The sequence below is a fragment of the Vibrio albus genome (assembly GCF_003144035.1).
Lineage (GTDB): Bacteria > Pseudomonadota > Gammaproteobacteria > Enterobacterales > Vibrionaceae > Vibrio > Vibrio albus.
On record NZ_QFWT01000003.1, the window covers coordinates 148,599 to 172,669 of the forward strand.

23 protein-coding genes, 1 riboswitch and 1 other annotated feature are annotated in these 24,071 nt (G+C 46.8%); of the genes, 13 read left to right on the forward strand and 10 right to left on the reverse strand.

What is annotated here, in order from left to right; all coding sequences use genetic code 11:
* Positions 1-276: 276 nt before the first annotated feature.
* Positions 277-1,581: an inosine/guanosine kinase gene (locus DI392_RS06865; protein WP_109319166.1), complete on the forward strand. Its 1,305-nt coding sequence runs from the start codon at positions 277-279 to the stop codon at positions 1,579-1,581.
* A gap of 91 nt (positions 1,582-1,672) precedes the next feature.
* Here the strand turns inward: DI392_RS06865 and DI392_RS06870 are convergent, their stop codons facing one another.
* A complete protein-coding gene (locus DI392_RS06870; protein WP_109319167.1) occupies positions 1,673-2,080 on the reverse strand; it encodes an H-NS family histone-like protein in 408 nt (135 codons plus the stop codon).
* Between the two features lie 439 nt (positions 2,081-2,519).
* Positions 2,520-2,730, forward strand: a riboswitch (Lysine riboswitch).
* Between the two features lie 117 nt (positions 2,731-2,847).
* On the opposite strand from DI392_RS06870, the gene DI392_RS06875 reads away from it, so the two are divergent.
* The 9 genes from DI392_RS06875 to hisIE all read left to right on the forward strand — a co-directional run bounded on the left by DI392_RS06875 (position 2,848) and on the right by hisIE (position 12,151).
* On the forward strand, positions 2,848-4,431 hold the full coding sequence (locus DI392_RS06875) for a Na+/H+ antiporter NhaC family protein (RefSeq protein ID WP_109319168.1): 1,584 nt from the start codon (positions 2,848-2,850) through the stop codon (positions 4,429-4,431).
* Positions 4,432-4,697: 266 nt separating this feature from the next.
* Positions 4,698-4,828 (forward strand) — a sequence feature (His leader region).
* A gap of 92 nt (positions 4,829-4,920) precedes the next feature.
* On the forward strand, positions 4,921-5,817 hold the full coding sequence (gene hisG / locus DI392_RS06880) for an ATP phosphoribosyltransferase (protein WP_109319169.1): 897 nt from the start codon (positions 4,921-4,923) through the stop codon (positions 5,815-5,817).
* 4 nt (positions 5,818-5,821) lie between these two features.
* The gene (gene hisD / locus DI392_RS06885) at positions 5,822-7,117 is read left to right on the forward strand and encodes a histidinol dehydrogenase (RefSeq protein WP_109319170.1); all 1,296 of its coding nucleotides are present in this window, start codon (positions 5,822-5,824) and stop codon (positions 7,115-7,117) included.
* A gap of 2 nt (positions 7,118-7,119) precedes the next feature.
* A complete protein-coding gene (hisC, locus tag DI392_RS06890) occupies positions 7,120-8,160 on the forward strand; it encodes a histidinol-phosphate transaminase (RefSeq protein ID WP_109319171.1) in 1,041 nt (346 codons plus the stop codon).
* Positions 8,161-8,170: 10 nt separating this feature from the next.
* Positions 8,171-9,247: a bifunctional histidinol-phosphatase/imidazoleglycerol-phosphate dehydratase HisB gene (hisB, locus tag DI392_RS06895; RefSeq protein WP_109319172.1), complete on the forward strand. Its 1,077-nt coding sequence runs from the start codon at positions 8,171-8,173 to the stop codon at positions 9,245-9,247.
* 14 nt (positions 9,248-9,261) lie between these two features.
* A complete protein-coding gene (hisH, locus tag DI392_RS06900; protein WP_109319173.1) occupies positions 9,262-9,876 on the forward strand; it encodes an imidazole glycerol phosphate synthase subunit HisH in 615 nt (204 codons plus the stop codon).
* Positions 9,877-10,017: 141 nt separating this feature from the next.
* On the forward strand, positions 10,018-10,755 hold the full coding sequence (hisA, locus tag DI392_RS06905) for a 1-(5-phosphoribosyl)-5-[(5-phosphoribosylamino)methylideneamino]imidazole-4-carboxamide isomerase (protein WP_109319174.1): 738 nt from the start codon (positions 10,018-10,020) through the stop codon (positions 10,753-10,755).
* Complete coding sequence (gene hisF, locus DI392_RS06910; protein WP_109319175.1) at positions 10,737-11,510, forward strand: imidazole glycerol phosphate synthase subunit HisF; 774 nt, start codon at positions 10,737-10,739, stop codon at positions 11,508-11,510. The genes hisA and hisF overlap by 19 nt, the downstream gene beginning before the upstream one ends.
* Positions 11,507-12,151 carry a bifunctional phosphoribosyl-AMP cyclohydrolase/phosphoribosyl-ATP diphosphatase HisIE gene (gene hisIE / locus DI392_RS06915; RefSeq protein ID WP_109319176.1) on the forward strand — a complete coding sequence of 215 codons (645 nt, stop codon included), beginning with the start codon at positions 11,507-11,509 and terminating at the stop codon, positions 12,149-12,151. The genes hisF and hisIE overlap by 4 nt, the downstream gene beginning before the upstream one ends.
* Positions 12,152-12,241: 90 nt before the next feature.
* Here the strand turns inward: hisIE and fghA are convergent, their stop codons facing one another.
* Positions 12,242-13,105, reverse strand: a complete 864-nt coding sequence (gene fghA, locus DI392_RS06920; protein ID WP_109319177.1) for an S-formylglutathione hydrolase — start codon at positions 13,103-13,105, stop codon at positions 12,242-12,244.
* The gene (locus DI392_RS06925; RefSeq protein ID WP_109319178.1) at positions 13,102-14,247 is read right to left on the reverse strand and encodes an S-(hydroxymethyl)glutathione dehydrogenase/class III alcohol dehydrogenase; all 1,146 of its coding nucleotides are present in this window, start codon (positions 14,245-14,247) and stop codon (positions 13,102-13,104) included. The genes fghA and DI392_RS06925 overlap by 4 nt, the downstream gene beginning before the upstream one ends.
* 169 nt (positions 14,248-14,416) lie before the next feature.
* Between DI392_RS06925 and DI392_RS06930 the strand changes: the two genes are divergently transcribed.
* A complete protein-coding gene (locus DI392_RS06930; protein WP_109319179.1) occupies positions 14,417-15,310 on the forward strand; it encodes a LysR substrate-binding domain-containing protein in 894 nt (297 codons plus the stop codon).
* Here the strand turns inward: DI392_RS06930 and DI392_RS06935 are convergent.
* The 4 genes from DI392_RS06935 to DI392_RS06950 form a co-directional block, all read right to left on the reverse strand.
* A complete protein-coding gene (locus tag DI392_RS06935) occupies positions 15,307-15,825 on the reverse strand; it encodes a YchJ family metal-binding protein (protein WP_109319180.1) in 519 nt (172 codons plus the stop codon). The two genes, DI392_RS06930 and DI392_RS06935, sit on opposite strands and share 4 nt — an antisense overlap.
* A gap of 29 nt (positions 15,826-15,854) precedes the next feature.
* Entirely contained in the window at positions 15,855-17,063 is a 1,209-nt protein-coding gene (locus DI392_RS06940; protein ID WP_109319181.1) for an EAL and HDOD domain-containing protein, read from the reverse strand.
* Between the two features lie 89 nt (positions 17,064-17,152).
* Complete coding sequence (gene lpxH, locus DI392_RS06945; RefSeq protein ID WP_109319182.1) at positions 17,153-17,896, reverse strand: UDP-2,3-diacylglucosamine diphosphatase; 744 nt, start codon at positions 17,894-17,896, stop codon at positions 17,153-17,155.
* Between the two features lie 74 nt (positions 17,897-17,970).
* Positions 17,971-18,465 carry a peptidylprolyl isomerase gene (locus DI392_RS06950; protein ID WP_109319183.1) on the reverse strand — a complete coding sequence of 165 codons (495 nt, stop codon included), beginning with the start codon at positions 18,463-18,465 and terminating at the stop codon, positions 17,971-17,973.
* A gap of 314 nt (positions 18,466-18,779) precedes the next feature.
* Between DI392_RS06950 and cysS the strand changes: the two genes are divergently transcribed.
* Both cysS and DI392_RS06960 read left to right on the forward strand, forming a co-directional pair.
* Positions 18,780-20,165 carry a cysteine--tRNA ligase gene (cysS, locus tag DI392_RS06955; protein WP_109319184.1) on the forward strand — a complete coding sequence of 462 codons (1,386 nt, stop codon included), beginning with the start codon at positions 18,780-18,782 and terminating at the stop codon, positions 20,163-20,165.
* A gap of 1 nt (position 20,166) precedes the next feature.
* A complete protein-coding gene (locus tag DI392_RS06960; protein WP_109319185.1) occupies positions 20,167-20,745 on the forward strand; it encodes a thymidine kinase in 579 nt (192 codons plus the stop codon).
* Here the strand turns inward: DI392_RS06960 and DI392_RS06965 are convergent.
* Genes DI392_RS06965 through DI392_RS06975 form a run of 3 tightly spaced genes read right to left on the reverse strand, consistent with a single transcriptional unit; the run spans position 20,742 to position 24,017 of the window.
* Complete coding sequence (locus DI392_RS06965; protein WP_109319186.1) at positions 20,742-21,719, reverse strand: alpha-L-glutamate ligase-like protein; 978 nt, start codon at positions 21,717-21,719, stop codon at positions 20,742-20,744. The two genes, DI392_RS06960 and DI392_RS06965, sit on opposite strands and share 4 nt — an antisense overlap.
* A gap of 15 nt (positions 21,720-21,734) precedes the next feature.
* Positions 21,735-23,243, reverse strand: coding sequence for an inactive transglutaminase family protein (locus tag DI392_RS06970; protein WP_109319187.1), 1,509 nt, complete (start codon positions 23,241-23,243; stop codon positions 21,735-21,737).
* 15 nt (positions 23,244-23,258) lie between these two features.
* Positions 23,259-24,017, reverse strand: coding sequence for an ATP-dependent zinc protease family protein (locus tag DI392_RS06975; protein WP_109319188.1), 759 nt, complete (start codon positions 24,015-24,017; stop codon positions 23,259-23,261).
* Positions 24,018-24,071: the final 54 nt, after the last annotated feature.

The window sequence follows — 24,071 nt, forward strand, 5'->3', positions numbered from 1 at the left end:
TCCAGCGTGGGAATGCATACCTCAGCTCAGAATAGCCCGTGCTTAAAAAGCTTGTCTCCAGTCTGAAAGTTTAGGATTTCTGTCTGCTCAGGGATAACCAGTCTTTTCTGTATATTCCAAGTGGACAGAATTTGATCTTATAGCTTCTGAAAGCGTAGCGATCTAGTTTCTAGTATCTTATTTAACTCCCGCAACCGTTTGCTATTTTTCCGCATATTGCCCCCTTATATTACTCACGGTAAAATCCGCTTTTTCCTTCCTAGCAGAATAATTGGTATGAAATTTCCTGGTCAGCGTAAATCCAAACACTATTTTCCTGTTCATGAGCGTGATCCTTTGGTCAGTCCGGTACAAAGCCGGAAAAAAATGGCACGTACTCATATTATTGGCATTGATCAGACTCTGGTGGATATTGAAGCCCGTGTTCCCGATGAAATTATTAGCCGCTTTGGATTAAGTAAGGGGCATTCGCTGGTTATTGATGATGATACTGCGGAGAAACTGTATCAGGAACTTAAAGATCAGGACTTAATCAGCAACGAATTTGCCGGGGGAACAATAGGGAATACCCTACACAATTATTCTGTACTGGCTGATGATAAATCTACGCTTCTTGGTGTCATGAGTCAGGATATTCGAATTGGTAGTTACGGATACCGCTATTTATGTAACACCTCTAGCCGGGTGGATCTGAACTATTTACAAGGCGTGTGTGGTGCTATTGGGCGTTGCTTCGCGTTAATTAGCGAAGACGGCGAACGTACGTTTGCTATCAGTGAAGGTCAGATGAACCAACTGCACCCGGACAGCATTGAAGAAAATATCTTTAAAACGGCGTCTGCACTGGTGCTGAGTGCTTATCTGGTGCGCTGTAAAGACGGTGATCCTATGCCTGAAGCGACATTAAAAGCGATTGAATACGCGAAGAAATACGATGTACCTGTGGTTTTGACGTTGGGAACTAAGTTTGTGATTCAGGATAACCCCGAGTTCTGGGTTGATTTCCTTTCTCAGCACGTTTCTGTGGTGGCAATGAACGAAGATGAAGCAGAAGCCCTGACCGGGGAACGTGACCCGCTTTTAGCCTCCAGTAAGGCTCTGGACTGGGTCGATTTAGTGCTGTGTACAGCCGGGCCGGTAGGGCTGTTTATGGCCGGATATACCGAAGAAGAATCGAAGAGGGAAACCTCTCTGCCGCTATTGCCGGGCGCTATTGCCGAATTTAACCAGTTTGAATTCAGTCGTCCTGCCAGCAAAAATACCTGCCTTAACCCAATAAAGGTATATTCACATATTGCCCCTTATATGGGAGGGCCTGAGAAAATAAAGAATACTAATGGGGCCGGAGATGCTGCACTTTCTGCTTTGCTGCATGATATGGCGGCTAACCGTTATCATAAAGAAAATGTGCCGAATTCCAGCAAACATCAGCATGACTTTTTAACTTATTCTTCTTTTTCTCAGGTGTGTAAATATGCTAATCGCGCTAGCTATGAAGTTCTGGTTCAGCACTCTCCTCGTCTGTCCCGGGGATTACCTGAGCGAGAAGATAGTCTGGAAGAAGCATATTGGGAACGCTAATGTAGGTCTTCTGAATGTTTTTCTTGTAAAGAATAAAAAAGCGCTCATTTGAGCGCTTTTTACTTTTAAAATATTCGCCTTACGACTTAATTTAGATTAAGAAGTCGTCCAGTGATTTACCGTTGTCTAGCTCAGTCTGAATCGCTGATGGCGTACGACCTTGACCAGTCCAGGTTTTTTCTTCACCATTTGTATCAATATATTTATATTTTGCCGGACGAGGAGCGCGTTTTTTACGTGTCTTCGTTTTAGATTCACCGGATAAAGCTTCAATCAGATCCTGAACATCGATGCCGTCTTTTGCAATCATTTGTGCGTATTCTGATAATTTAGCTTCACGCTCAGCAAGAGCAGCTTGCTCTTCTTCAAAAGTTTCACGACGTTCGTTTACAACTGTCGTGAATTTATCAAGTGCTTCTTCTAGTTGCTCCATTGTTAATTCTCGAGCGAAAGCACGTAAGCTGCGAATATTTAGTAGAGTTTTGGTCAATTCTGACATGATTCAATCCCATCTGGTTTAATTCGACACTAATAAGGAGTACTAGTGAGTAGCAATAAACAATAATCGTTATCTGTATTTCTAATTCTATTTTAAAAAATTATATTGTAAAGGCTTAAATCCTAAAAAGAACTAAATTAAGTAAAATATTGCAGTCAAGACCAATTAATATTTGTAATTGGATACATCTTAATAAAAACCTTATGCGATCTATGGTGTTATTTAGTTTTCATGTAATGACTTAAATTTAGGGGTATAGTTCAAAAAAATTCACATGACGCAGACACTTATTTGGCAGCCTGGTACAGGATGTAAGTCTAAGTGTACTCAAATTGGTGGTGAGTTATGTTGCAATGATGGATAAGATCAGTAGAATAAGCGAACCTTATTCAGGTTAGTCGCTTTTTCTAGTGCTATTTATCGCATAGTAAGTGATTTTATCTGAGGTAGAGGCGCAGGTACTATCAGTAGCCGTCATTGGGGTGATGCCAATGAGTGATGGTGAAAGGAGTGGTTGCCGAAGTAAGCGTGTATATCAACGCCGTTTGCTGGGGTTGTGTCGAACAGGTACAACACTGCCATAGTTTATGTTCCGGTTATTACTGTATCCGGGCATAGTGTGTTTAAAACTATGGAGCGCTACTGTAGGCAGGGAGAAGCATCCGCTCTCCTTTCTATACTATTAATATCTGCCGTTAAGTGCAGAAAACTGCAGTAGATCTCCAGGATATGCTACGGCATACCTGACCAATTGGTTTTTGAAGATCATGAATTTAGTCGATTTTGCATTATCACCACTTTCCTTATTACCGCCTATTGTGGCATTGGGGCTGGCTATTATTAGCCGTCGGGTCCTTTTGTCTCTTGGGGTGGGTATTATTCTTGGCTCACTCCTGCTTACTGATTATTCTGCCGGAAACGCAGCCGTTTATATTGGTACCACCGTCAAAAGTGTATTTATTGAAGATGGTGGAATTAACAGCTGGAATATGAGTATTGTTGCTTTCCTGGTTTTGCTAGGAATGATGACCGCGCTACTAACGTTATCTGGTGGTACCAGTGCGTTTGCCGACTGGGCATATCAGCGTATAAAAAGTGGAAAAGGCGCTAAGCTGCTGGCTGCGTTTCTTGGCGTATTTATTTTTGTTGATGATTACTTTAATAGTCTTGCTGTGGGTTCTATTTCCCGGCCAGTAACGGATCGCTTTAATGTGTCCCGGGCGAAACTGGCGTATATTCTGGATTCTACAGCCGCACCTATGTGCGTATTAATGCCGGCCTCTAGCTGGGGGGCTTATATTATGACAATTATTAGTGGTATTTTGGTTGCACATGGTATTAGTGAATATTCAGCGTTAGGCGCTTATCTGCGTCTGGTTCCTATGAATTACTATGCAGTCTTTGCGTTATTAATGGTATTTGCGGTTACCTGGTTTAATCTGGATATTGGTCCGATGCGTGACAGCGAAATTAATGCAGCATGCGGTAAGTCTGCTAAGTCAGGCAGAGACAACGGTGTTCATGAGGAATTAGATATAACTCAAAGTAGTAAGGGCAAAGTATCTGACCTTATTCTGCCTATTGTGACATTAATTATCGCCACTATTGCTTTTATGCTTTATACCGGTGGGCAGGCTTTAGCTTCTGACGGTGTTGAATTTAATGTGTTAGGTGCATTTGAAAATACCGATGTAGGCATGTCACTGGTCTACGGTGGTCTGGTTGGTTTAGTCGTTTCATTGCTGACAGTTTTTAAGCAGGGGCTGCCTTTCTCTGATATTTTAAATACTTTGTGGATTGGTGCTAAGTCGATGTCTGGCGCGATCCTTATCCTTATTTTTGCCTGGTCGATCGGCTCGGTGATTGGCGATATGAAGACCGGGGCTTATTTATCTTCTCTGGTTCAGGGTAATATTAACCCTCAATGGCTGCCGGTTATTCTGTTCCTGCTTTCAGGAGCGATGGCGTTTGCAACCGGAACCTCATGGGGTACTTTCGGGATTATGCTGCCTATCGCTGGTGATATGGCTGGTGCTACCGATCTGGCGCTGATGTTGCCTATGCTGGGTGCAGTATTAGCGGGTTCTGTTTTTGGTGATCATTGCTCACCGATTTCTGATACAACCATCCTCTCTTCAACGGGAGCGCGATGCAATCATATAGATCATGTTGCCACTCAGTTGCCATATGCACTTGCAGTTGCTTTGGTTTCCTGCGTTGGTTTTGTGGTTCTGGGGATGACGGCATCAGTCATGTTGTCCTTCGCAGCGTCTACTGCTGCTTTTGTATGCGTCTGTTTCGTTATGTCGATGATGTCAAAAGCAGATACAGCAGAACTGCAAGAGGCTTAAGTTAGGTTTCAATGGGTTAGAGGATGAAGGTCGCTTCGCTTTGAGGATAAAGGGATCAATCTGTTCCGGTGGCGTTACAAGTGCAGTAAACTGCGATACGTTTCTGTTTTCCGTGCATTGAACGGGCTAACGCCTTATTCCTTTTTCCCTCATCCTTTTTTATTTAAAAAAATTTAAGATTAGCTATTGAAAAATGACCTCAGCTTGGTTACTGTGACTTCATAATAACGGAGCTGACAAATTATGCGTAATTTTGTAATGAACATTCATCATCACCATCATCCTGAGTAGTCTTTCGGGAGATGTACGCATACCCGGGAGACACACTCCCGGAGGTTGAGTCAAACGCAATAAGATTTGAACCCTCGGGAGCTAACACTTCCGGGGGTTTTTTCAGTTTTAGAGCTTTAATCTTATAACTAACAATTTTTGCTAACTCACGCTTGCTTCGAGATAATTCGAAATAGGTATAAGAACAGGGAATACGTAATGCCAACACAACGACTAAGAATTGCAATCCAGAAAAAAGGCCGTTTAAGTAAAGAATGTCAGCAACTGCTGAAAAAATGCGGTGTGAAATATAATCTTATGGGTGAGCGTCTGGTTGTTCACTCTGAAAACATGCCGATTGACTTGTTGCTGGTTCGTGATGACGATATCCCGGGACTGGTAATGGATGGTGTGGTTGACTTAGGTTTTATTGGTGAGAACGAGCTGGAAGAAGTTCGTCTTGACCGTGTGGTACAGAACGAGCCTAATGAATTTGTAACGCTGCGTCGTCTGGACTTTGGTGGCTGCCGTCTGTCTATCGCGATTAATAAAGATGATACTTATAACGGTCCTCAGGATCTGGCTGGTATGCGTATTGCGACGACTTACCCGCACCTTCTGAAAGCGTATATGGATGAGCAGGGTGTGGACTTCAGCACTTGTATGCTGACTGGCTCTGTTGAAGTTGCTCCTCGTGCAGGTCTTGCTGACGCCATTGCGGATCTGGTTTCAACCGGTGCGACACTGGAAGCGAATGGTCTGAAAGAAGTAGAAGTCATTTTCCGCTCTAAAGCTACGTTGATTCAGCGCGCTGGTGAATTTGCTGATGATAAGCAGGCTCTGATCAATAAGCTGCTAACCCGTATGCAGGGTGTGATTCAGGCCAAAGAATCCAAGTACATTATGCTGCACGCGCCAACAGAGAAGCTGGAGCAGATTAAAGCTTTGCTTCCTGGTGCTGAAGATCCGACAGTACTACCTCTTTCTGCTGAGAAAAACCGTGTGGCTGTACACCTTGTTAGTACAGAGAACCTGTTCTGGGAAGAGATGGAACAGCTGAAGGAACTGGGTGCAAGCTCAATTCTGGTTCTTCCTATTGAGAAGATGATGGAGTAAGGCAATGAAGAGCGTTGTATGGCAATCACTGACTGAAGAGCAGAGAGAATCTGCTCTTGAGCGTCCGGCGATCACTGAAGGCGCAAATATTACCGCAGCCGTTAGTGACGTTATTAATAAAGTAAGAACTCAGGGCGATAATGCCTTGCTTGAGCTTACCGAAAAGTTTGACGGCGTGCGTCCTGAGTCGATTCGTGTTTCACAGGAAGAAATTGACGCCGCTTCAGAGCGTCTGTCAGAGAAAATGAAGCAGGCTCTGGAGCAGGCTTACACCAATATTTCTCTGTTCCACAAAGCACAAATTCCTCAGCCGGTAAAAGTAGAAACTCAGCCGGGTGTGGTGTGTGAGCAGGTGACTCGCCCTATTAATAAAGTGGGCCTGTACATTCCGGGTGGTAGTGCGCCGCTGCCTTCAACGGTTCTGATGCTGGGCGTACCTGCTCAGATCGCCGGCTGCCAGAAAGTCGTATTGTGTTCACCACCGCCTATTGCTGATGAAATTCTGTATGTGGCTAAGCTATGTAACATCGACGAAGTGTATAACATCGGTGGTGGCCAGGCGGTAGCAGCGATGGCTTACGGAACAGAAACCGTAACGAAGGTGGATAAGATCTTCGGCCCGGGCAATGCGTATGTGACAGAAGCAAAACGTCAGGTAAGCAATGATTTCCGTGGTGCGGCGATTGATATGCCAGCAGGCCCGTCTGAAGTCATGGTTATTGCTGATGACAGTGCGAAAGCAGATTTTATCGCCGCTGACTTGCTGAGTCAGGCTGAGCACGGCCCGGACTCTCAGGTTGTACTGGTCACACCTTCTGCTGAATTGGGTGAACGGGTGGCGGATGCAGTTCAGGCTCAGCTGAAAGAGCTGTCTCGTGCTGAAATTGCAGAAAAGGCGCTGGCTTCCAGTCTGATTGTGATCGCTGACTCTATCGAACAGTGTGTCGCGATTTCTAACTACTATGGTCCTGAGCACCTGATTGTTCAGACCCGCGATCCTCGCGCACTATTGCCCGAGCTGGACAATGCCGGTTCTATTTTCTTAGGCGACTGGTCTCCTGAATCCGCTGGTGATTACGCGTCTGGTACTAACCATGTGTTGCCGACTTATGGTTATACCCGTACGTATTCAAGCCTTGGACTGGCCGATTTCTCGAAGCGTATGACGGTGCAGGAACTGAGTGCTGATGGCCTGAAAGGTCTGGCTCCGACGGTTGTGACTATGGCTGAAGCCGAAGGACTGGATGCGCACAAACGTGCGGTAACCATCCGTGTTGAAGCGCTTGAGAAAGGAGAATAAGGATGGAGAAGCTTGCCCGTAAACAGGTGCAGGAACTGACGCCTTACCTTTCGGCAAGACGTATCGGTGGCAGTGGTGATGTCTGGCTGAATGCCAATGAATCCCCATTTAACAATGAATATTCCCTGACGTTTGACCGTCTGAACCGTTACAGTGAATGTCAGCCGGAAGCGCTTATCAATGCTTATGCTGCTTATGCTGGTGTTAAGCCGGAGCAGACACTGACGTCTCGCGGTGCGGACGAAGGTATCGAACTGTTGATCCGTGCGTTCTGCGAGCCGGGAGAAGACGCGATTCTTTATTGCCCGCCAACGTACGGTATGTACGCTATCAGTGCAGAAACGATTGGCGTGGAACGTAAAACGGTTCCGCTGACGGCAGACTGGCAACTGGATTTGGATGGTATTCAGGCGAATCTGGATAACGTCAAACTGGTATATGTATGCAGCCCGAACAACCCAACGGGTAATCTGGTAAAGCGTGAAGATATTATTTCTCTGCTTGAGATGACCAAAGATCGCGCGATTGTCGTGATGGATGAAGCTTATATCGATTTTTGTCTGGAAGCGTCTGCCGTCGATTTACTAGAGAAATACGAGAACCTGGCTATTCTGCGTACGCTGTCTAAGGCCTTTGCGTTGGCTGGTCTTCGCTGTGGCTTTACCTTAGCCAATGAATCACTGATCAATGTACTGCTTAAGGTTATTGCCCCTTACCCTGTGCCAATTCCGGTTACCGATATTGCAGTGCAGGCGTTGTCTGAATCGGGTCTTGCCAGAGCAAAAGAGCAGGTTGCGACGCTGAATGCTAATCGTGCTTATCTTAAGCAGGAACTGTCTCAACTGAATGGTGTGACGGTATTCGATGGCTGGGGTAACTATTTGCTGGTGAAATTCCCTGATGGGGATGCACTGTTTAAGGCCGCCTGGGATAGCGGCATTATTCTGCGTAATTCTCCGATAGAAGATTGCGTACGTATCAGTATTGGTAATCAGGAAGAGTGCGAAAAAACGGCGGCATTCATTCGCGGCCAGTTAGCATAAGGATAGAGATGTGAGCAACCAACAAAAAATTCTTTTTATCGACCGTGACGGAACGCTGATTGTCGAGCCGCCGGTTGATTTTCAGGTCGACCGCTTAGATAAGCTTCAATTTGAACCGTACGTTATTCCAAGTCTTCTGGCTCTTCAGGATGCCGGATACCGTCTGGTGATGGTAACCAATCAGGACGGGCTGGGCACAGACAGTTATCCGCAGGACGATTTCGATGCGCCGCATAACCTGATGATGCATATTTTTGAATCTCAGGGCGTGAAATTTGACGACGTACTTATCTGTCCGCACTTTGAAGAAGATAACTGCACCTGCCGCAAGCCAAAGCTGGGCATGGTAAAAGACTACCTGCAAAGTGGTAAGGTCGATTTTAAAACGTCAGTAGTGATTGGTGACCGCCCAACGGATCTGCAACTGGCAGAGAATATGGCGATTCGCGGCATTCAATATAATCCTGAAACAATGGGCTGGCGTGAAATCCTGAAAGATCTGACCGCTCCAAAAGCTCGTGTTGCAGAAGTGGTTCGTACTACCAAAGAAACCGATATCCGCGTATCTGTAAATCTGGATGAACAGGGCGGTAACGATATTGCTACTGGCCTTGGTTTCTTCGATCACATGCTGGATCAGATCGCGACTCACGGCGGTTTTCAGATGAAAGTCAAAGTGGAAGGCGATCTGCATATCGATGATCACCATTCAGTGGAAGATACGGCTTTGGCTCTGGGTCAGGCTCTGAAAGATGCTCTGGGTGACAAGCGCGGTATTGGCCGTTTTGGCTTCAGCCTGCCGATGGATGAGTGTCTGGCTCAGTGTGCACTGGACCTGTCCGGACGTCCTTATCTGAAGTTTGAGGCTGAGTTCAGTCGTGAAATGGTTGGCGATTTGTCGACGGAAATGGTTGAGCATTTTTTCCGCTCACTAACCGATACTCTTGCCTGTACACTGCACCTGTCTTCAGCCGGTGAAAATGATCACCATATCATTGAAAGCCTATTTAAAGCCTTTGGCCGCACGTTGCGTCAGGCGATTAAGGTAGAAGGCAACGAACTGCCAAGCAGTAAAGGCGTATTGTAAGGAGCCACACGGATATGGAAAATCAGAAAGTTGTTATTATTGATACCGGCTGTGCCAATGTTTCTTCGGTAAAATTTGCGATTCAGCGATTGGGTTATACGGTTGTGGTATCGAAAGATCCTGAAGTGGTGTTAGCCGCCGATAAACTGTTCCTGCCGGGCGTAGGTACTGCCAGTGAAGCGATGCAAAACCTGCAGGAACGCGACCTGATTGAGCTGGTTAAGAAGGTAGAAAAGCCGCTGCTGGGTATCTGTCTGGGTATGCAGCTGCTGGGCAAACTGTCGCAGGAAAAAGGCTCTAAAGCAGACGAGGTCGTCGAATGTCTCGGCTTGTGTGAAGGTGAAGTGAAGCTGATGGATACTGGCGATCTGCCTTTGCCACATATGGGCTGGAACACAGTTACTGCAAAAGCCGGCCACCCGCTGTTTAAAGGCATCGAAGAAGGCGAGTATTTCTACTTTGTACACAGCTTCGCAATGCCGGCAGGCGATTATACGATCGGTACCTGCGAATACGGTAATCCGTTTTCGGCAGCGATCCAGAGTGGCAACTACTACGGCGTGCAGTTCCACCCAGAACGTTCAAGTAAAGCGGGCTCAAAGCTCATTAAGAACTTTTTAGAGTTGTAAGGATTTTAGAACACAGAACGCTTCGCTTTGAGATTACAGAATCCAAAAATTATGGTTATTTCTGAATTCTTAAGGACGTTTACGTCCGCTCTGTAAGGGAGCTTGCGACCGTCCTGTATTCTGATTAAAAGGAAAATTTAAGTGATTATTCCAGCATTAGACTTAATTGAAGGTCAGGTAGTCCGCCTGTTTCAGGGGGATTACGGACAGGTAACGGAATACAAGGTTGATCCGGCAGAGCAGTTTAACCTTTATCATCAGGCTGGCGCGGGCTGGCTGCACCTGGTTGACCTGACTGGCGCGAAAGACACCAGTGCACGTCAACTGGATTTGATTGCCAAACTACTGGCAAGCACTCCTGCGAATATTCAGATTGGCGGCGGGGTTCGCAGTGAGCAGGACGTAGCCGATTTGCTGAACGCAGGTGCACAGCGTGTTGTGATTGGCTCGACCGCGGTAAAACAGCCTGAAATGGTAAAAGGCTGGATGGAAAAATACGGCGCAGAGAAAATTGTTCTGGCGCTGGACATCAATATTGATGAAAACGGTACGCGCAAAGTGGCTATTTCTGGCTGGCAGGAAGACTCAGGTGTCACCATTGAAGATCTGATTGACGATTACCTGACAGTCGGCCTGAAACATGTGCTGTGTACGGATATTTCCCGTGACGGCACACTAGCCGGTTCTAACGTAGAACTGTATGTTGACCTGTGCAAACAGTATCCTCAGGTACAGTTCCAGTCATCTGGCGGCATCGGTTCTCTGACTGATATTGAAGCGCTTAAAGGCACTGGCGTATCAGGTGTCATTGTTGGCCGCGCACTGTTAGATGGAAAATTTACCGCAGAGGAGGCATTTCAATGCTGGCAAAGCGAATAATTCCTTGTCTGGACGTACGTGACGGACAGGTAGTAAAAGGGGTTCAGTTCCGTAACCACGAAATCATCGGTGATATCGTGCCTCTGGCGCAGCGTTATGCGGAAGAGGGTGCAGACGAATTGGTGTTTTATGATATCACCGCTTCTTCTGATGGCCGTGTGGTTGATAAAAGCTGGGTAAGCCGGGTAGCAGAAGTGATCGATATTCCTTTCTGTGTAGCAGGTGGCATTAAGTCTGCTGAGGATGCAGCCCGTATCCTTGAATTTGGCGCTGATAAGGTGTCGATTAACTCTCCGGCGCTGGCGAATCCTGAGCTTATCACAGAGCTTGCCGACAAGTTTGGCGTGCAGTGTATCGTAGTCGGTATTGACTCTTATTTTGATGCTGAAACAGGTAAATATCAGGTATACCAGTTTACCGGTGATGAAGAGCGCACTAAAGCGACTAAATGGGAAACCCGTGACTGGGTGCAGGAAGTGCAAAAGCGTGGCGCTGGTGAAATCGTACTTAACATGATGAACCAGGATGGCGTTCGTAACGGTTACGATATTCAGCAGTTGAATATGGTGCGTGAAGTATGTCATGTGCCTCTGATTGCCTCTGGCGGCGCAGGTGCAATGGAGCACTTTGCTGAAGCCTATAAGAAAGCGAATGTTGATGGCGCACTGGCAGCATCAGTATTCCATAAACAAGTCATTAATATTGGCGAGCTAAAACAGTATTTGAAAGCAGAAGGTGTGGAGATTCGGTTATGAGCAGTGAAGCTGCAAACGAGTTTGAAGTAGAAAGTATTATTGGTCGTATCGACTGGGATAAAGTCGACGGTCTGGTTCCGGCAATCGTTCAGGATTTTCAGTCCAGCCAGGTTCTGATGATGGGGTATATGAATGAGGCGGCGCTGGAAAAAACCGCTAACACTGGTCAGGTGACGTTTTTCTCCCGCACCAAAGAGCGTCTGTGGACTAAGGGCGAAACGTCCGGCAATGTACTTCAACTGAAAAATATCGCACTCGATTGTGATAATGACACGCTGCTGGTAAAAGTAAATCCAATTGGCCCTACCTGTCATCTGGGTACGACGACCTGTTTTGATGGTGATAAGCAGGAAGAGTCTCAGCTGGTTTGGCTTCATCAACTTGAATCTCTTCTTGGGGAACGAAAAAATGCGGACCCAGAATCTTCCTATACTGCCAGCCTCTACGCTCGTGGCACCAAACGTATTTCGCAAAAAGTGGGCGAAGAAGGTGTTGAAGTCGCGCTTGCGGCAACGTCGGGCGACAAGGCGGAATTAGTCTGTGAGTCTGCAGACCTGATTTATCATCTACTGGTACTGCTTCAGGATCAGGGCTTGTCACTGAATGATGTGATTAATAAGCTGAAAGAAAGACATAAGTAGGGCATTAAACCCAAAAAAATCACCACCTCACGGTGGTGATTTTTTTGTACCCTCACTTCTGTGTGGGAATGTATACCGGCTCTAAAGCGGCTACTTCTCTTTCAGATACCGCGCATGAAACTCAAGGTGCTCAGTAATAAAGCTCTGAATAAAGAAATAGCTGTGGTCATAACCAGAATGCATACGCAGCGTCAGCTCAGCTCCAGCTTCTTTCGCGGCTTCTTCCAGTGTTTCCGGTAAAAGCTGCCCTCTCAGGAATGTGTCCGCATCCCCCTGATCCACCAGCATAGGTAGGTTGGCCGGGCGGGACTTCAGCAGTTCAACAGCATCGTATTCAGCCCATTGAGCCGAGTCTTCCCCTAAGTAGTGGCGGAATGCTTTTCGTCCCCATGGCACGATAATCGGATGGCAGATCGGACTGAACGCAGAGATAGAGGTATATTTCTCCGGGTTTTTGATGCCGATGGTTAATGCACCATGTCCGCCCATGCTGTGCCCGGAAATCGCTTTTTGCCCACTGACAGGAAAGTGATCTTCCACTAACTTTGGCAGCTCATCCACGATATAGCTGTACATCTGATAGTGCTTTTTCCATGGAGCCTGGGTGGCATTGAGATAAAACCCGGCACCAAGACCGAAATCGTAAGCTCCCTCAGGATCGTCCGGTACATCTTCACCTCTCGGGCTGGTATCCGGAGCTACAATGGCGATACCCAGTTCAGCAGCCTTCTGAAACGCCGCTGCTTTCTGCATAAAGTTTTCATCAGTACAGGTGAGGCCTGACAGCCAGTAAAGCACAGGAGCCGGATTCTCCGGCGTGGCTTCCGGTGGCAGATAAATGGCAAAACGCATTCCACAGTTCAGCACCTCTGACTGGTGCTGATACTGCTTGTGCCATCCGTCAAAAACCTTTGCTTTACTGAGATTCGTTAAGCTTGGGTTAGTGATACTCATTCTGTCTCCGCTTGCTCGAAATGTACGACGGAACGGATACTTTCACCGGCATGCATTAATTCGAAAGCATCGTTGATGTCGTCCAGTTTCATGGTATGAGTAATGAATTCCTGTAGACCAAATTCACCAGCCAGGTACTGTTCAACAATGCCCGGAAGCTCTGAGCGGCCTTTAACACCACCGAAAGCACTGCCACGCCATACGCGACCCGTCACAAGCTGGAACGGACGAGTAGAGATTTCCTGACCCGCACCGGCAACACCGATGATGACAGACTCGCCCCAGCCTTTGTGGCAGCATTCCAGTGCCTGACGCATGACGTTTACGTTACCGATACATTCAAATGAATAATCTACGCCACCATCCGTCATCTCAACAATCACTTCCTGAATAGGCTTATCATAGTGTTGTGGGTTGATACAGTCGGAAGCGCCCAGCTGTTTTGCCAGCTCAAATTTACTTTCATTGATGTCGATACCGATGATACGGCCAGCCCCGGCCATACGAGCACCAATAATGGCTGAAAGGCCAATACCACCCAGCCCAAAGATAGCGACGGTATCGCCTTCCTGAACTTTAGCCGTATTCATTACTGCACCCATACCGGTGGTCACGCCGCAGCCCAGAAGACAGATCTCTTCCAAAGGCGCTTCTTTGCTCACTTTTGCCAATGAGATTTCAGGCAGGACAGTATATTCGGAGAAGGTTGAACAACCCATGTAGTGGTAGATTGGCTCGCCGTCTTTGTAGAAACGAGTGGTACCATCTGGCATCAGACCTTTACCCTGAGTTTCACGAACAGCCTGACACAGGTTGGTTTTGCCGGATTTACAGAATTTACACTCGCCACATTCAGCGGTATATAGCGGGATAACATGATCGCCGACTTCTACGCTGGTGACACCTTCACCAACCATTTCAACGATACCGCCACCTTCATGGCCCAGGATTGACGGGAAGATACCTTCCGGATCATCACCAGAAAGCGTGAAAGCATCAGTGTGGCAAACACCTGTCGCAACGATACGAACCAGCACCTCGCCTTTGCGTGGCAGCATGACATCTACTTCTTCCATTTTCAGTGGTTGGTTTGGTCCCCACGCAACAGCAGCACGTGATTTGATAAACTTGTCTTCAGCCATGAGCCTTTCCTTCTAATTTTAGTCTGTATCTTTAAGTACCGGCAGCGGATGTTATGCAACCGATAGGTGTTTCCTTGCATTAGTCACCTAGTATAGTTACTCGCTTTTTAATGATAATTAGGGGAAAATAAGAATGACTTTTACACTGATGTAATAATAAATGGTATGTATGGCAAATTGGGAAGGGGTTAATGAGTTTGTTGCTGTCGTCGAAAGCGGGAGCTTTACTCAGGCAGCGCTAAGACTATCGACCTCTGTTGCGAATGTCAGCCGGCGGGTTGCGGTGCTGGAAGAAAGGCTTGGCGTTAAACTGCTTTTACGTACGACCCGTAAGGTATCGATGACTGAAGCCGGGCAGAGTTATTTCCAGCAGTGTCGGTTATTAATCGAAGGACTCGAGCAGGCTGAGCGTACGGTCACAGAAATGCAGCAGACTCCACAGGGGAAGATAAAGGTAACCGCACCGGTCACTTACGGAGAGCATAAAATCGCGCCTCTGCTGCATCAGCTTTTACAGGAACATCCACAACTGGAACTGGAACTGGTATTAACTAACCAGAAACTCGATCTGATAGAGCAGGGCGTGGATGTTGCCATCCGTCTGGGACAGTTGGATGATTCGAGTTTTATTGCCCGCAAGCTGGATAATCGCCAGTTGTATGTCTGTGCGACCCCGGAATATTTGGATCGTTTTGGTGTGCCTTATACTTTGTCTGAATTATCGCACCACCAATGCCTGGTGGGGACTTATGACCACTGGCGGTTCAGGGAAAGTGGCCACTCCCGCTCGATAAAAGTTACAGGAAGTATTAGCTGTAACAGTGGTGTTGTACTTCTTGATGCCGCTCTGCGGGGGATGGGGATGGCACAATTACCGGATTATTATGTCCGTAAATACTTGTCCTCAGGGGAGCTGGTGGAAGTACTTTCGCCGTACCGTGACACCAGAGAGGGTGTATGGGCGCTTTATCCACAGAACCGCCTCCTTTCTGCAAAGGTGCGGCTGCTGGTGGATTATCTGGCGGAACACTTGTCAGTAGATTCAAAGGTACTGATGTTTTAACCACAACACTTCTTGTATTTCTTTCCACTACCACATGGACAGGGATCGTTTCTGCCAACTTTCGGGGCTGCTGCATGTGGCTTTTGCGGCTCAGATACTGTTGGTTCCTCAGGAAATGCACCGTCAATGTAGTACCAGAGACCGTTCTCTTTTACAAAGCGCGATCTTTCATGCATGCATTGAATGGTGTCTTCATCCTGAAGGTAGGCTTTGAACTCAACAAAGCCTTCAGTGTCTTGTGGCGTTGGTGTATCCAGAACTTCCAGCTTTATCCAATCCAGATTGATCGACTCGATAATACCTTCTCGTTCGGACTCCGCAGAGCAGGAAGGGTGGTAAGTGGAAATAACAAAATCTGGCAGCTTTAACACATGCGCGCAGTAGCGGGCTCGCATCAGTTGCTCTGGTACCACGGCATTTTTATGATCGGTATGAATTGGCAGACAGCAGTTACTATAGGGTTTATTACTGCCACAAGGGCACAGAGAACCTTCAGGGTATAATGATAAAGACATTCAGACACTCGATATTCGTGATTATAGAATCAATTATTACACAGCTCTTCTGCCCAGATGGTCGACTGCTCGTAACAGTCGAGGAGATCTTCAGAAGACGTGCCTAGTTTATCACTTAACTTACTAACTGTGTCCCAGTCTGCATGTTCATAGGCGATATATAAGCTAAGTATATCGCCAAGGATTCCTTTGTGGTGTAAAAGGGCTTGTTTAATAACATTATCCACCGGAATAGACTCAACGATGATGTCCAGTGGCTGATCCAGAATGGAATCCAGAAGAGAAAACATTCCGGTAAGAAAGCCCTGACTCTTGTCTGCTGATTTTTGCACTTTAGAGAGCAATAATTCGCAAAACTTAGCACGTAAGATAGACAGGACATAAAGAAACTCGGGCTTGTTTTCTTGTACGTTTGCGATAGCGACAAGAGAAACAAACTTTTTCAGTCTTTCTTCACCCAGATAGGCCAAGGCCTGATGAAACGAGCTGATTTTGGAAGAAATAGCGCTCGAGGAGTTGACGTAACGCAGCAGCTTGTATGAGAGTGATACATCCACAGAAATGATTCGTTCTACTTCGTCATAATCCACTTCACTTTTAGAGATCGCTTTACATAACTGAACGACAGTCAGAAAAGAGGGGTCAATCGCCTTCTGTTGGAGTATTTCCGGCTTACTGAAAAAATAGCCCTGAAAGTAGTGGAATCCTGCTTCTCTGGCCTGGTGGAACTCTTCGTAAGTTTCGACTTTTTCGGCAAGAAATTCGATTTTAGTGTCTTTCAGGCGGTTAATAAATTTTACCGCTTTATGAATCGGAACAATACGAATATCAAATTTGATCAGGTGAATAAACGGTAGAAAAGGAATCCATTCCGGGCTGGGGACAAAATCGTCCAAAGCCATTTTATACCCTTTGACATTGAGTTGCTTGACGGCATCGAGAAGCTCTTCCGTCGGTGCACAGTCTTCTAGTATTTCTACCACAATTTTCTTTTTGGGGAAGAGCGTCGGGATCTGATTGATAAGGCTCTGGTAAGGAAAATTAACAAAGCCGATTTTATTACCAATCGTATTATAATCCAGGCCAAAGAATTGTTCAGAAAGCAGAATGCTGGTGGCTCGTTCCGGCTCTATTTCCGGGAAGGTGTTTTTCGGGCCGTCTCGAAACAGAAGTTCGTAACCGAGCATTTTCCTATCGCGATCGAGTATAGGCTGACGTGCAACATAAGAATATTTCATTTCAATCAATAACGTTAATATAAAAGAGTACTTACTCTTATGATAATAGAGCGTTCAGTCTAAAATACTATGATATTGAGCAGGTTTCTTCAGTCACTCTCAGATGTCGAGTCAAAGTTGCGGCGTTCAAGATTAAACTGATCTTTTTTCCAGACAAGGACAGACCCCTGTTCATACCAGTCACCCAGAACTATACGGGTCTTTTGTGTGCCTATCTTATTGATTTTATGGATGTAAGGTCGGTGGGTGTGTCCATGAATCATGACAGATGTTCCCGTGTCAGAAAGGACTTTTTCCACTTCAGATTGGTTGACATCCATGATGTCCAGAGACTTTCTTTGCTTGTCTTTGCCGATATCCTGTTGAGCTTTTGAAACAATTTTCTTTTTAATAAAAAGCGGTAGCCGGTTGAATACCCATTGCAGCCAGGGCTGATGAACCTTTTTACGGTACTCCTGATAGTTATGGTCGTCGGTGCATAAGGTATCACCATGAAGGACGACGGCCTTGGTTCCATAGAGGTCGATCACTGAGACCTCATCCAGTAGAGTCACACCGGTGTCTTTAGCGAATCGTTTTCCCACCAGAAAATCCCGGTTACCATGCACAAAATAACAGGGGACACCACTGCCGGTTAGTGTTTTGAATTCTGCTTTTATTAAGCGGCTGAACGGACTGTTATCATCATCCCCAATCCAGAATTCAAACAGGTCACCAAGGACATAAAGTGCGTCAGCTTTGGCGGCTTCTTCACGCATAAAACGGATAAAGCATTCAGTAATATCAGTTCGGGAAGGGGTAAGGTGCAGATCAGAGATAAATAGAGTGGTCATGATGGCCTTTATAGTATTGTCATCCCTTTTTACATCGTTATCCCTGCGAAGGCAGGGATGACGATAATTATAAATTATTCTTCAATAGTTGTACCGGTGATGATAACTTCTTCCAGTGGTACATCCTGGTGCATACCCATAGAACCCGTGCTTACACCTTTAATTTGGTTCACTACGTCCATGCCTTCAACCACTTCGCCGAATACACAGTAACCCCAGCCATCCAGACTTTCTGATTTAAAGTCCAGGAAGGTGTTGTTATTTACGTTGATAAAGAACTGAGAACTTGCTGAATGTGGTTCCATGGTACGAGCCATAGCCAGTGTACCGATCTTGTTGCTCAGGCCGTTGTTCGCTTCGTTCTTGATAGGGGCACGACTGGTTTTTTCTTTCAGGCCAGATGTCATACCACCACCCTGGATCATAAAGCCGTCAATAACACGGTGGAAAAGGGTGTTGTCATAAAAACCATCACGACAATATTGCAGGAAATTAGCACTTGTTTCTGGTGCTTTTTCTTCATTTAGCTGGATTTTGATGTCACCAAAATTAGTGTGAAGGGTGATCATGATAGGTTTCCTTTATTTGGTTTGATTCAAACGGGAATTCTAGCGTAACTTCACCATGCGTCAATATCCTTATGAATTTGAGATGGAAACAGCTCTATTGTGAGGCAACGAGCTTATTGGGAATAGGTAGGTATCGAAAAACAGACCCTCTGCGGCAGGGATGCCGCAGCGGAGCCCCATGGACGGGTTTATGCGAGTCTGTGTTCGATACCTGCCTGTTCCGGAACTCGTGTTAGATAAATAGATGACTAAAGCGGAACGGAATTGTTATACTCTCGCCCAACTTTGTTTCACAAAAATATTAGATAGAGATCATGTTAAGAATATATAACACACTCACCAAACAGAAAGAGGAATTCAAACCAATCGTTGCCGGAAAGGTAGGCATGTATGTTTGTGGGGTAACCATTTACGATCTCTGTCATATCGGCCATGGACGTACCTTTGTTTCTTTTGATGTGGTGTCCCGCTATCTGCGTTTCCTTGGCTATGACCTGACGTTTGTGCGCAATATTACCGATATCGATGACAAAATCATCAAGCGTGCTGCAGAGAACAAAGAAAGCTGCGAAGCTCTGACAGAGCGTTTGATTGAAGATATGTATCAGGATTTCGATGCGCTGAACATGAAGCGTCCGGATGTTGAGCCACGTGCGACGCACTATATTCAAGAAATCATTGCGCTGGTAGAACGTCTGATTGAAAAAGGCTTTGCCTACGTTGCCGATAACGGCGATGTGATGTTCGAAGTCAGCAAATATGATGACTACGGTAAACTTTCCAAGCAGGATCTGGATCAGCTTCAGGCTGGTGCGCGTGTCGATATCGAAAGCGCGAAGCGCAGCCCGCTGGACTTTGTATTGTGGAAAATGTCTAAACCGGGTGAGCCAACGTGGGAATCACCATGGGGACCGGGTCGCCCGGGCTGGCACATCGAATGTTCTGCGATGAACTCAGCCATTCTTGGTAACCACTTCGATATTCATGGCGGAGGCTCAGACCTGACGTTCCCGCACCATGAAAATGAGATCGCTCAGTCTTGCTGTGCCCATGATAGCCAGTATGTGAATACCTGGATGCATAGCGGTATGGTTATGGTCGACAAAGAGAAGATGTCTAAATCACTGGGCAACTTCTTCACGATTCGTGATGTACTGGGTCACTATGACGCAGAAACCGTGCGTTACTTCCTGATGTCAGGCCATTACCGTAGTCAACTGAACTACAGTGAAGAAAACCTGAATCAGGCGCGAGCCTCACTTGAACGTTTGTATACGTCTCTGCGTGGCTTAGACCTTAAAGCGGAACCAAGTACCGACGGTGAATATGTTACTCGCTTCACAGAAGCAATGAACGATGACTTCAACACGCCGGAAGCCTACTCTGTTCTGTTTGATATGGCGCGCGAAGTAAACCGTCTGAAAACAGAAGACATTGATGCAGCATCGAAACTGGGTGCCCTGATGCGTGAGCTGGCGGATGTGATTGGTATTCTTTACCAGGACCCGGAGGCTTTCCTTAAAGGTGGAGCATCGGAAGACGATGACGAAGTGGCTGAAATCGAAGCTCTGATCAAACTGCGTAACGATTCTCGTGCAGCAAAAGACTGGGCCAATGCGGATATGGCACGTGATAAACTGAACGAGATGGGTATCGTTCTGGAAGATGGCCCGGAAGGCACGACCTGGCGCAGAGGCTAACATGGCTCAGATGTACTTCTACTACTCCGCGATGAACGCGGGGAAGTCGACGACCTTGTTACAGTCAGCATTTAACTATCAAGAGCGGGGCATGAACCCGCTTATTTTCACGGCGGCCATTGATGACCGTTTTGGGGTAGGTAAAGTCAGCTCCCGTATCGGATTGCAGGCCGAGGCCCAGCTTTTTAATGCTGAAAGTAACCTGTTTGAAGAAATTAAGGCGCTACACAATCAGGAAGCTCGTCACTGTGTTCTGATCGATGAGTGCCAGTTTTTGTCTAAAGAACAGGTTTATCAGCTGACGGAAGTGGTGGATAAACTGCATATTCCTACACTTTGTTATGGGCTGCGTACCGATTTTCAGGGCGAACTGTTTGAAGGCAGCAAACATTTGCTGGCATGGGCTGATAAGTTAATTGAGCTGAAAACCATCTGTCATTGCGGACGTAAAGCCAATATGGTGATCCGCACTGATGAGCATGGCAAACCTATTGCCGAAGGTGATCAGGTTGCTATCGGCGGCAATGACAAATATGTATCAGTCTGCCGTGAGCACTATAAAGAGGCGTTGGGACGTTAAGCGCCGAACTCTCTCATTGAATAAGCCACCCGCTCTGCGGAGCGGGGGTATTCCGGTAATTCCCTTAAAGATTCGATCTGACGTAATCGTGGCAGCAACCCGCAGCCATTGGCTATCTGAATAGTCAGTCCCGGTCGGGCATTGAGTTCCAGCACCATCGGCCCCTGTTGCTTATCCAGAACCATATCGGTACCCATATAGCCAAGACCTGTCATTTCCCATGCGCTGGCAGCCAGTGTCAAAAGGCGCTCCCAGTGGGGTATCTGCAATGTCGCCAGCTCTTTCCCAGTGTCCGGGTGATGGGTAATTGGCTGGTCAAACTGTACTGCGCGCACGGCTTGGCCTGTCGCGATATCTAACCCAACACCAACCGCTCCCTGATGCAGGTTAGCCTTGCCATCTGAAGCTGCGGTAGAAAGTCGCATCATCGCCATGACAGGGTAGCCTTTGAAGACAATAACCCTGACGTCCGGAACACCTTCGTAACTGAAACCGTCAAAGCAGTCATCGAACTGGATGAGCTGCTCAACCAGCGCGACATCGTTTCTGCCACCAAGCGAGAAAAGCCCGGCCAGTGCGTTACTCACATGGCGCTCGATATCCTGTTTATTGAGAATACTGCCTGAGGGTTTGGTGTATTCTCCATTTTGATGTGAGCTTATAACGAGTATCCCTTTCCCGCCGCTACCTTGTGCCGGTTTAATCACAAACCCAGGGCTGTTTTTAACCATATCATGGATATGCTTCACTTCAGCCTGATGGCTGACTACACCAATCAGCTTCGGCACGGTTGCTCCGGCCTTCTCAGCAATAATCTTGGTCTTCAGTTTATTGTCTACCAGAGGGTAGAGAGAACGGTCATTGTAACGGCCAATATAGCTGTGGTTACGCTGATTCATCCCCATGATCCCGCGAGCCTTCAGCTTAAAAGGGCAGGCCAGCTTATTAAACGGGGAAATGATACTGCTTATCATAGTCAGCCTCGCGGTTTAGTCATCACTTAACGGGGTAAAGCGCCTAAGCTCTGTGACGCGGTAACCAGTATAGGTGCCCAGCAGCAGAATACAGGCCAGAATAACCAGTTGCAGACCGATAAAGTTAAAGGTCAGGTGCTGGATATAGGGGTTCGTCATTGCCAGATACACCAGTACGGCTGTTAATAGCGAGCCACCACCCTGAACAAATACTTCTTTACCTCCTTCTTCTTCCCAGAGAATCGACATACGTTCAATGGTCCAGGAGAGAATAATCATCGGGAAGTAAGTAATGGTCAGTCCTTCGTTCAGACCGATATTGAACGCAACGACCGTAAACAGAGAAATAATCAGGATGACGCTGATGATCACCGCCGAGATCCGGGCTACCAGCAGTAAGTTAAGTCTGGAGAGGTAACTACGGATGATTAGCCCTGTTCCGACAATCAACAAAAAGCCCAGAATACCGGCCAGCAATTGCGTCTGAAAAAAGGCCACCGCAATCAATACCGGCATAAAAGTACCGGATGTTTTTAGTCCGATAATTACTCGCAGAAAGACAACGATCAACGCACCAATCGGAATCAGCATAATCGTTTTAAACATAGACTGTTCCGCAATCGGCAGGCTATGGATAGAAAAGTTCAGCAGGTTATCCGCATCCGCTTTTTTCAGTGTTGCCTGCTGAGGTGCAATTTCTTCTGCAATCATGGAGAAATACACACGGCTGTTTTTCCCTCCGACCACATCCAGAAGAGAAACATTGGATTCATCCCAGATAAGCAGGTTTTGATTATGTACCGGGTTGGTGTTGTTCACATCAAACAGCTGCCAGTTTTTGCCGTCCCAGACCTGCAGCATCCGGTTCAACGGCTGGCGACGTCGCCCGTCTTCCAATTGCAGAACACCGACATAACGGTTAACTACTCCGGCGTGGCTGAGAAGCTCCGACGCTACTCGGACTTTAGATTTATCATCAAGCAGCAGTGCCGCATTCTGGTTATCGTTGTCATTCAGTTGCTTCAACAGTTCCCGGGTCAGGGTAATATTGTCGGCACTGCGGGCGGTTGCCTGTTGTAACAGGGCTTCCGCTGCGGTGTAATGCGGACCGGTAATGATCGGTTTTTGGATAAGGTTTGGTTCGGGAGTCGTAGTTGAAACAGTGGCATAATCATCTACCAGAAATTGCGCTTTATAGTACAGTATCTGAGGGCCGGAGGCGTGACGAATACTCCATTCGGTGCGGTGTCCGGACTCCGAATCCAGATAAGAGACACCGTAACCCGGAGAGGATGCACTTTCACTAATCAATGTAAATCCACTCTGGGTTGACGGTGATGCCAGTGACACCTTAACCGGTGCATCCTGCGCTCTGAACTCTATACGTGCTTCTATATCCCAGATTTGCCTTGTTTCTCCAGGAGTCCAGGGTACACCGTAATCCGTGTGGCGCATGATGCTCAGTGCCAGGCCTGCAATAATCAGCAGTATAACGCCCAGATAAAACGGGACCTTAGATGTCATAGTTGTCTATACCTCTTAATTTGCCCATTTTTTATCTGACAGCAAATAGCTTTTGCTGACGTCCACCAGCGCGATATCTTGAATAAACTGGCGTCCTAGCAACATTGGATGGGTCATTTCAGAGCGGTCAGCAAGCGTGAATTCAGTTTGCTGTCTCAAATTGCCCAGTTCAACCCACAGCTTGACGACTGAACGTCGTTCGGTCTTTTCTGTACTGGACTGGCGGATTTTGACATAACGGACGACCGGAGCCTCAATCCACTGCCTTTCTTCCGCTTTAGTGACCGAATCATCGATATGAAAACGAACCCAGCTTTTTCCATTGCGTTCGAACTCCTGTATATCGACGGCATTCAGTGACGAGGTTTCTGCCCCTGTGTCTACCCGGGCATCAACCTGAGTCTTTAGTGTGTCGATTTTCACTCTTTCTACGGCACCCAACAGCAGAGTGTTAGAAGGAATTCCCGGGGTAGAGTGGGTAGGCTTATCGACAACTTTTTTGGCTTCCCGGGCTTTCTTTTCGGCGAGTAGCAGAGCCTGGTTATTCCGCAACGCGATAATGGCATCGTTCAGGCGAACCAGCTCTGCACTCAACACACTAATCTGGCCATTTTGCCGTGCAATATCTGAATTAAAGGTATCCAGGCGGGTTTGCAGATTAGTTTCGGTGCGGTGGATTGCGTCAATAGTTGCTCTACTGTATTTCTCACCATCCATCAATGAACAACCTGAAAGTACACTGATGACAGCAATGGTGATGATCTTCTGCAGCATTATTTACCTGTGAAAAACTCGATGTGGTTTGTAAGACAAGGTTCCGAGAGGAAC

Coding starts and splice junctions, on each gene's coding strand:
- DI392_RS06975 (WP_109319188.1), bottom strand. CDS start 24,017: ATGCTGCAGAAGATCATCACCATTGCTGTCATCAGTGTACTTTCAGGT.
- DI392_RS06940 (WP_109319181.1), bottom strand. CDS start 17,063: ATGAAATATTCTTATGTTGCACGTCAGCCTATACTCGATCGCGATAGG.
- DI392_RS06960 (WP_109319185.1), top strand. CDS start 20,167: ATGGCTCAGATGTACTTCTACTACTCCGCGATGAACGCGGGGAAGTCG.
- hisG (WP_109319169.1), top strand. CDS start 4,921: ATGCCAACACAACGACTAAGAATTGCAATCCAGAAAAAAGGCCGTTTA.
- DI392_RS06865 (WP_109319166.1), top strand. CDS start 277: ATGAAATTTCCTGGTCAGCGTAAATCCAAACACTATTTTCCTGTTCAT.
- DI392_RS06970 (WP_109319187.1), bottom strand. CDS start 23,243: ATGACATCTAAGGTCCCGTTTTATCTGGGCGTTATACTGCTGATTATT.
- cysS (WP_109319184.1), top strand. CDS start 18,780: ATGTTAAGAATATATAACACACTCACCAAACAGAAAGAGGAATTCAAA.
- DI392_RS06965 (WP_109319186.1), bottom strand. CDS start 21,719: ATGATAAGCAGTATCATTTCCCCGTTTAATAAGCTGGCCTGCCCTTTT.
- fghA (WP_109319177.1), bottom strand. CDS start 13,105: ATGAGTATCACTAACCCAAGCTTAACGAATCTCAGTAAAGCAAAGGTT.
- DI392_RS06930 (WP_109319179.1), top strand. CDS start 14,417: ATGGCAAATTGGGAAGGGGTTAATGAGTTTGTTGCTGTCGTCGAAAGC.
- hisH (WP_109319173.1), top strand. CDS start 9,262: ATGGAAAATCAGAAAGTTGTTATTATTGATACCGGCTGTGCCAATGTT.
- DI392_RS06870 (WP_109319167.1), bottom strand. CDS start 2,080: ATGTCAGAATTGACCAAAACTCTACTAAATATTCGCAGCTTACGTGCT.
- lpxH (WP_109319182.1), bottom strand. CDS start 17,896: ATGACCACTCTATTTATCTCTGATCTGCACCTTACCCCTTCCCGAACT.
- hisD (WP_109319170.1), top strand. CDS start 5,822: ATGAAGAGCGTTGTATGGCAATCACTGACTGAAGAGCAGAGAGAATCT.
- DI392_RS06935 (WP_109319180.1), bottom strand. CDS start 15,825: ATGTCTTTATCATTATACCCTGAAGGTTCTCTGTGCCCTTGTGGCAGT.
- DI392_RS06875 (WP_109319168.1), top strand. CDS start 2,848: ATGAATTTAGTCGATTTTGCATTATCACCACTTTCCTTATTACCGCCT.
- hisF (WP_109319175.1), top strand. CDS start 10,737: ATGCTGGCAAAGCGAATAATTCCTTGTCTGGACGTACGTGACGGACAG.
- hisIE (WP_109319176.1), top strand. CDS start 11,507: ATGAGCAGTGAAGCTGCAAACGAGTTTGAAGTAGAAAGTATTATTGGT.
- hisC (WP_109319171.1), top strand. CDS start 7,120: ATGGAGAAGCTTGCCCGTAAACAGGTGCAGGAACTGACGCCTTACCTT.
- DI392_RS06950 (WP_109319183.1), bottom strand. CDS start 18,465: ATGATCACCCTTCACACTAATTTTGGTGACATCAAAATCCAGCTAAAT.
- DI392_RS06925 (WP_109319178.1), bottom strand. CDS start 14,247: ATGGCTGAAGACAAGTTTATCAAATCACGTGCTGCTGTTGCGTGGGGA.